This is a genomic window from Photobacterium ganghwense (genome assembly GCF_003025595.1).
GTDB classification, from domain to species: Bacteria; Pseudomonadota; Gammaproteobacteria; order Enterobacterales; family Vibrionaceae; genus Photobacterium; species Photobacterium ganghwense.
On sequence record NZ_PYMI01000017.1, the window covers coordinates 1 to 5,374 of the forward strand.

The 5,374-nt window shown below is 53.1% G+C and carries 8 protein-coding genes and 1 pseudogene; 1 reads left to right on the top strand and 8 read right to left on the bottom strand.

Annotated elements, in window-relative coordinates; genetic code table 11:
* Positions 1 to 394: 394 nt before the first annotated feature.
* The gene (locus C9I92_RS24890) at positions 395 to 871 is read left to right on the top strand and encodes a phage protein (RefSeq protein WP_047886642.1); all 477 of its coding nucleotides are present in this window, start codon (positions 395 to 397) and stop codon (positions 869 to 871) included.
* A 39-nt stretch (positions 872 to 910) separates the two neighbouring features.
* Here C9I92_RS24890 and C9I92_RS24895 read toward each other — a convergent pair whose 3' ends face one another.
* From C9I92_RS24895 to C9I92_RS24930, 8 genes and pseudogenes are all read right to left on the bottom strand, one after another.
* Positions 911 to 1,420: a hypothetical protein gene (locus C9I92_RS24895; protein WP_047886641.1), complete on the bottom strand. Its 510-nt coding sequence runs from the start codon at positions 1,418 to 1,420 to the stop codon at positions 911 to 913.
* Between the two features lie 27 nt (positions 1,421 to 1,447).
* The gene (locus C9I92_RS24900) at positions 1,448 to 1,636 is read right to left on the bottom strand and encodes a hypothetical protein (protein WP_047886640.1); all 189 of its coding nucleotides are present in this window, start codon (positions 1,634 to 1,636) and stop codon (positions 1,448 to 1,450) included.
* Between the two features lie 9 nt (positions 1,637 to 1,645).
* Positions 1,646 to 1,843 carry a hypothetical protein gene (locus C9I92_RS24905; RefSeq protein ID WP_047886634.1) on the bottom strand — a complete coding sequence of 66 codons (198 nt, stop codon included), beginning with the start codon at positions 1,841 to 1,843 and terminating at the stop codon, positions 1,646 to 1,648.
* Positions 1,844 to 1,937: 94 nt separating this feature from the next.
* Positions 1,938 to 2,531 carry a hypothetical protein gene (locus tag C9I92_RS24910; protein WP_053061912.1) on the bottom strand — a complete coding sequence of 198 codons (594 nt, stop codon included), beginning with the start codon at positions 2,529 to 2,531 and terminating at the stop codon, positions 1,938 to 1,940.
* A complete protein-coding gene (locus C9I92_RS24915; RefSeq protein WP_107193942.1) occupies positions 2,528 to 3,679 on the bottom strand; it encodes a hypothetical protein in 1,152 nt (383 codons plus the stop codon). The genes C9I92_RS24910 and C9I92_RS24915 overlap by 4 nt, the downstream gene beginning before the upstream one ends.
* Positions 3,676 to 4,449: a hypothetical protein gene (locus C9I92_RS24920; RefSeq protein WP_249037529.1), complete on the bottom strand. Its 774-nt coding sequence runs from the start codon at positions 4,447 to 4,449 to the stop codon at positions 3,676 to 3,678. Before C9I92_RS24920 ends, C9I92_RS24915 begins: the two co-directional genes overlap by 4 nt.
* The gene (locus C9I92_RS24925) at positions 4,449 to 5,048 is read right to left on the bottom strand and encodes a hypothetical protein (RefSeq protein ID WP_047887922.1); all 600 of its coding nucleotides are present in this window, start codon (positions 5,046 to 5,048) and stop codon (positions 4,449 to 4,451) included. The genes C9I92_RS24920 and C9I92_RS24925 overlap by 1 nt, the downstream gene beginning before the upstream one ends.
* Positions 5,049 to 5,374: pseudogene (locus C9I92_RS24930) on the bottom strand (hypothetical protein); the annotation flags it as partial. It abuts the gene before it with no gap.

Below are 5,374 nucleotides of genomic sequence, written 5' to 3' on the forward strand. Positions count from 1 at the left end.
GACATGGTGTCACTTTTTGCATTCCTTGTTACACAAGGATTTGCATAGTAACGGCATGAATATAGCGACTTGAACGGTTTCATGACTTATCTGTTATTTACCATAACACGGTCATAATGCGCACTGGCGTAACGTATTTTAACATTTGATGAGTCAGTAAGGAAACGTCCCGCGAAATCACAAAAATAAGCTTTGGAAACAGTTAGTTAATTCAAGTCATCACGGTTTTCTTAGCGCCCGATTCTCAGTAGATTCCAGCGCTCGATAACAACGATGTTTTGGTCATGATGTCAGATTTTGCTGTTTTGCGCTTTTTGATAGCTATCGACGATTGAACCCCGCGTTATCAATCGGAATAAACAAACAATCAAGATTAGAAATTGTGAGGTTCATCATGCTGCATGAATCGTTCGTGAAGCTGTTTTGGCGCCACTTCGACTCAATTAACCAGGCTGCCGCGTGGTTTCATGTTCGGCCTATCACCATTAAGCGTTGGCTGGACGGTGAAATCGACGTAAACCCAATGGCCGAAAAACTGCTGATTATCCGTGCCCGTGGCTACCTGCCGGATGACACCCGCTGGATGGGATTTCGGGTTGATGAGGAGCGCTGCATTATCATCACCCCCGAAGGTCGTGTGTTCAGCCCAAAGGAGCTGGATTCGTGGGCGCTACGTTTTGATGAGTACCACGCGTTAAAGCGGCTCTATCAACTGGATTATGTGCCGGTACGCTCTAACGTGGTTACCCCGCTGCCGTTTCGTGGTGGCCGCCGCATGACACAGGCCCAACAGCAAACTGTTACCAAAGAGAAGAAAAAAGCCGTCAGGAAAGCCCAGGCTAAACGAGCGAACCGGTCAGCGTCACCCTAACCTTTTGGATATAAGAAAGCCCGCGATTGCGGGCTTATACTAAATACTAAGTATAGAATTATCATTGGCTTCCAAGTAATCAAGCCAAAAATGATATGCTTTTTCAATAAGGTCATCATCAATTTGAGGATTATAATTTACTGAAACTTTCACATCATCATTAATGTCTATTTTTATAACAGCTTGCTCAAGATCTGATGCATGAAGCTTGGCGTTTTTCCCATTTCTAACACAATGTTTATAAGCATTCGCGATGTTAGCAACATCTTGTATTAAAGGATGTTTTTTACGTATTTTTCTCGCGTACCATTTGTCGTCTTGCTTCTCTGACCATCCATTTTTTTCTTTAAATTCATGGTAGAAATAATCGGAGATATTATTTAATGATTCAATCGCATTGAGGTAATACCTCATACGCTTGAACATGTCCACTTGACCTAGATTGCCTTTTTCATCTTGCTGTTCAACGAGAAAGAAATAGTCATCAATGTTACCAATAGCGATGTGATAAATATAACTTCTATGACCTGAAAGTTGTGTAAATGCCATAACGATTCCTTGTTGGGACTAATGTGGCTATTGTGGCATATCTTTTCTGTTGTTCCACTCCAGTTTCATGATCCGCTTCTCATGAGCTTGCAGCATTTCCTTTAATTCGCCCAACACTGATTCATGGGCTTTGACGGCGCGGAACAGCAGATAACACATGATGAGAGTTGGAGGCGTCACCCCCAACTCAGCAAACAGCTTGATGAGCTCTCCCATACAAGCCCCCTAGCCTTGCTCTTTGCGAACCGTGTCAAACAGGCCGATGAGTGCCGCCGCGATGGTCGGAATCAGGCCGCCGATTTGCGCGCCGTTCTCACCGATAGTGACCTGGACTAACTCGCTGTTGCCGGTGATGAGTCCGGCGGCCACGCTACCCAGTAATAGCAATCCAGTTTTGGTGCTGGTTTCTTTCAGATTAATCATAGCAATCCCTGTTTACGCAAAAACTTGATGGTGTATGCGCCTGCGACCATGCCCGCAACGCTGATGCCGATTTGAATGGCGATACTTTTCTTGGTCATGCTAGTGCGACTCCTTCCATGACTTCGTGATAGCTGTACTTTTTGCCGACTTCCATCCGTGCCATCGCTTTGATGATCTCCGTGGCCGTGTGGTCGTCGTTCATGTCCAGCCGGTCATTTTTGCCGTAGCCCGTCCACTTGGCGACCATGTTGGCGTAATGGTTGCTGTTGTTTTCGTGGCTCGGCGCGAACGTGTGGACGATGCTGTGAATCGTGTTGATGCCGCGCTTCTGGTAACTGCGCAGGATGCGGGCGGCGGCGCGGAATCCCCACTTGTCATGCTCGAAAATGGAAAACCGTCCGTCGCTGCCGACCTGGCCGCGCCATTTGTTGCGGGTGCTGTACTCGATGTTCAGCGGGTTTTTGTTGCGGATACCGCGTGGCTGACTGGTATCAATCACGTCTGTTGCTCCTTCAATAATGCCTGTCCATGACATGCCCGAATCCGTGCCGGTATTGATGGCACCTGAATCGGTTGTGCCCTGGTTGGGAATGTTGGTAACGGCGGGCGGTTGGGAAAGCCCGCGGTAAATCAGCCATGCCGCAGCGCCCAGCGTGGCTGTTGCTCCTGCAAACACGGCGATTTTCATGTGTACAGTCCCCGTCGCATCGGCGACTGGGTGTAGCGAAGGTAAACCTGCATCCCGCCGCAGTTGCGTACCAGGTCTGCATTGGCCTGAGATAGCTCAATTGTGACGGCGTCACCGTTAAAATCTGTCACGGTCACACCCTCATCCAGTTTGCCGGTTGAGTCTACATCCCCACTTGTCACGCCATTGACGCCACCCCAGAAATACAGGTTGGTGTAGGTGACGTGCTGATGGATACCCAACGGGCAATGCAATGGCGAACCGGGCTTTTTCGGCTTGAAGGTAAAGCGGTTTCCGGCCACGGCGGTGTCATTACAGACAAACTCAATCAGCTCGTTGAAACGCAGATGGCCGTAGCCGTCTGAGTCCATGTTGATGATCCCGTTTTCGACCGGTAGCCCGTCCTTGTCCACTTCAATCACCTGCATCCCCAGCAGCATCAGGCTGTTGCTTTCGCCTGGGTTAGACATGATCTCGAGGCACACAAACGTATCGCGCTGGTCTGAGCCGTGATGCCTGAAAACGTCCGACTCCAACACTTTCACGTTGTAGCCGGTGCTTGGTGCCGGTCCATACATGCCGCCCGTTGTGACCAGACTGGTATCACTGCGCATTCCGCCCATAGTGGACGTATCAGCACTGCGAAAACCGAGCGTCACCGTCATGCCATCCACTGCGGCAAAAATGGCGTGCGCCTTGTAGTAGCTGTCTGTTTTCGGCAGGTTCAACTGTTGGTAAATGGTGCCCTTGCAGTTTTTGGCCGCCACCCAGATGTCATGGGCTTTGAACGGCACCGACGCTAAGAACGGCGCGAAATGCAGGTTGCGGTGCACCCCGAACGCGGCGATTATCGCCTGGTCTAACGGCGTGCCGCTTTGCTCGAAGTGCCAGCCATCAGCAAAGGTGCCCGCGTTCTGGTTGGGACTGCCGACGCGTGAGCCTGGCAGGTAAACGCCGGTGAACTTGGTTTCCTGTGCCTTGTTGCTGGCACTGTCGAGAAACGCCGGATTTTTCACGTAGTTGGTCATGCGGGCTTTGCCCAGCTGGCCGAGCAGTTCAAAGCCGTGTTGCAGTTCGTCGGCCAGAAACTCAATCTTGTTGCGGGGGCTGCCTGCGGGCAGCAACTCGCGCAGTGTCTTTCCTGTCATCGAAGCACCTCGATAATCTGAATGGTGTCACCGTCGGCACCGGCAAACGCCAGCGCGGCGGTGGTTTCAAGTTTCAGTTGTTCACCGGCGGCCAGCTCCCAGCCGTCAGCCAGTGTGACCGGCTGGGTATTGGCCGGACTGGCTTTCAGTAAAACGTGACAACGTAATGGGTTCGCCGCCTGCTGCGCCGTACCGGTGGCAATGGTCAGCAGGCTGCCCGCCAGTGAGGCCGCGACAACCGGCGCGGTTTCCAATGGCTTGTCACTGGACACCCGCACCGCCTGCTCCGGTGCCAGGGTGATTTCCGGCAGGCTGGACACCGCCAGCTTTTGTCCGGCAGCCAACTCGATGGCCGGTAGCTGAGAGACCGTTACCGCCTGGTCAGCGTCCAGTTGTACCTTCGGCAGCTTGCTGATAACGACGGGTTGGCCGTCAACCAGTGCCACCTTCGGCAACAGACCGATATTGACCTGCTGGTTCGGTGACAGGGTCACTGTCGGCATTTGCGTGACGGCGACTTGCTGGCCGTCAGACGGCGGGATATAGCGCCCATAGCCGCACACGATAATGACGGTGCCCGCCTCGCCCATGTTCTCCACCGTGACACGACCGGTCAGGCGCGGGTCGATAATCTGCGCCCCCTGCTTTAAACGGTAATCGCCACGCTCGGTGGAAATCTGCACCGCATCGGGACAGGCCTCGATATACAGGAACTCGCCGACCGCCTGAAACTGCTGGCGCTGACGGGGCTGCATGATTTGATGAAACATTATTTGCCCTTCTTGAAGATGGTCATCATGGCTAGGAAAAAGAACACCAGGCCGACCATGATGGTCATCTGCTTGGTGGTCGCCACCTGCCCGCCGTCGCTGTTCATGGCTGCCAGGTCTTTCAGTGCCGCCAGATTTTCACTGTTCTGTGATGCCTGGTTTCCGGCCAGCCCCGCGATCATTTGCAGGTTTTCATGGTGCGCATTGCTCACATCATTGATGGCCTGCATCGACACCTGGCTGTTGTAGTCCAGTGCCGATTCCCCGAAGGCAAACGCCTGGTCCATCGCATCGTTACCGAAGCTCAACGCCTCTGAGCCGAAATCCAGCGCCCGGTCAACGGTTTCGCTCCCCATCCGCAGCGCCGCCTTCGACACATCGGTGTTACTGTCGAGCGCATCCCGCGCCATCTGGGTGTTGGCGGTAATTGCCAGCTCGCCCATTTCCGACGCCCGCGCAATCGCGCCGTGGTCGGTCATATTGACGTTGATGTTTGAGCCGTTAACACCGGAAATGGCGACGCCAAGGTTGTCGCCGTCAATCCCGTTGGTGCCGTTGACGTTGGTGGTGTTGGATGACTTTTTCGACCTGCTTCCCATCTACACCTCCAACTCGTGCCAGGTACACAAGCACCCGTTGTTCAGTTGCTCGGTTTCGGTCAGTTTCAGGTCGCGGAAATAACGGTACATCCGGCGAATGCCAGGCTTGGCCGTGGCACACGTTACTGACTTAAACCCTGCGCCTTTCACCCGTTTGATGAGTTCCGTCACGCCTGTGCGAAACCCTTTGCCTGCGACTGCCCACACAAAATAGCTGTCATCAATCACTTCACCGACAATCGACAAATCCAGGCTGTCACCGGTGACGTGGTACAGGCTCAACGTGCCGTCATCCAGCCGTTGACACATCAGCGTGTATTCGTCGG

Coding starts and splice junctions, on each gene's coding strand:
- C9I92_RS24890 (WP_047886642.1), top strand. CDS start 395: ATGCTGCATGAATCGTTCGTGAAGCTGTTTTGGCGCCACTTCGACTCA.
- C9I92_RS24895 (WP_047886641.1), bottom strand. CDS start 1,420: ATGGCATTTACACAACTTTCAGGTCATAGAAGTTATATTTATCACATC.
- C9I92_RS24900 (WP_047886640.1), bottom strand. CDS start 1,636: ATGGGAGAGCTCATCAAGCTGTTTGCTGAGTTGGGGGTGACGCCTCCA.
- C9I92_RS24905 (WP_047886634.1), bottom strand. CDS start 1,843: ATGATTAATCTGAAAGAAACCAGCACCAAAACTGGATTGCTATTACTG.
- C9I92_RS24910 (WP_053061912.1), bottom strand. CDS start 2,531: ATGAAAATCGCCGTGTTTGCAGGAGCAACAGCCACGCTGGGCGCTGCG.
- C9I92_RS24915 (WP_107193942.1), bottom strand. CDS start 3,679: ATGACAGGAAAGACACTGCGCGAGTTGCTGCCCGCAGGCAGCCCCCGC.
- C9I92_RS24920 (WP_249037529.1), bottom strand. CDS start 4,449: ATGTTTCATCAAATCATGCAGCCCCGTCAGCGCCAGCAGTTTCAGGCG.
- C9I92_RS24925 (WP_047887922.1), bottom strand. CDS start 5,048: ATGGGAAGCAGGTCGAAAAAGTCATCCAACACCACCAACGTCAACGGC.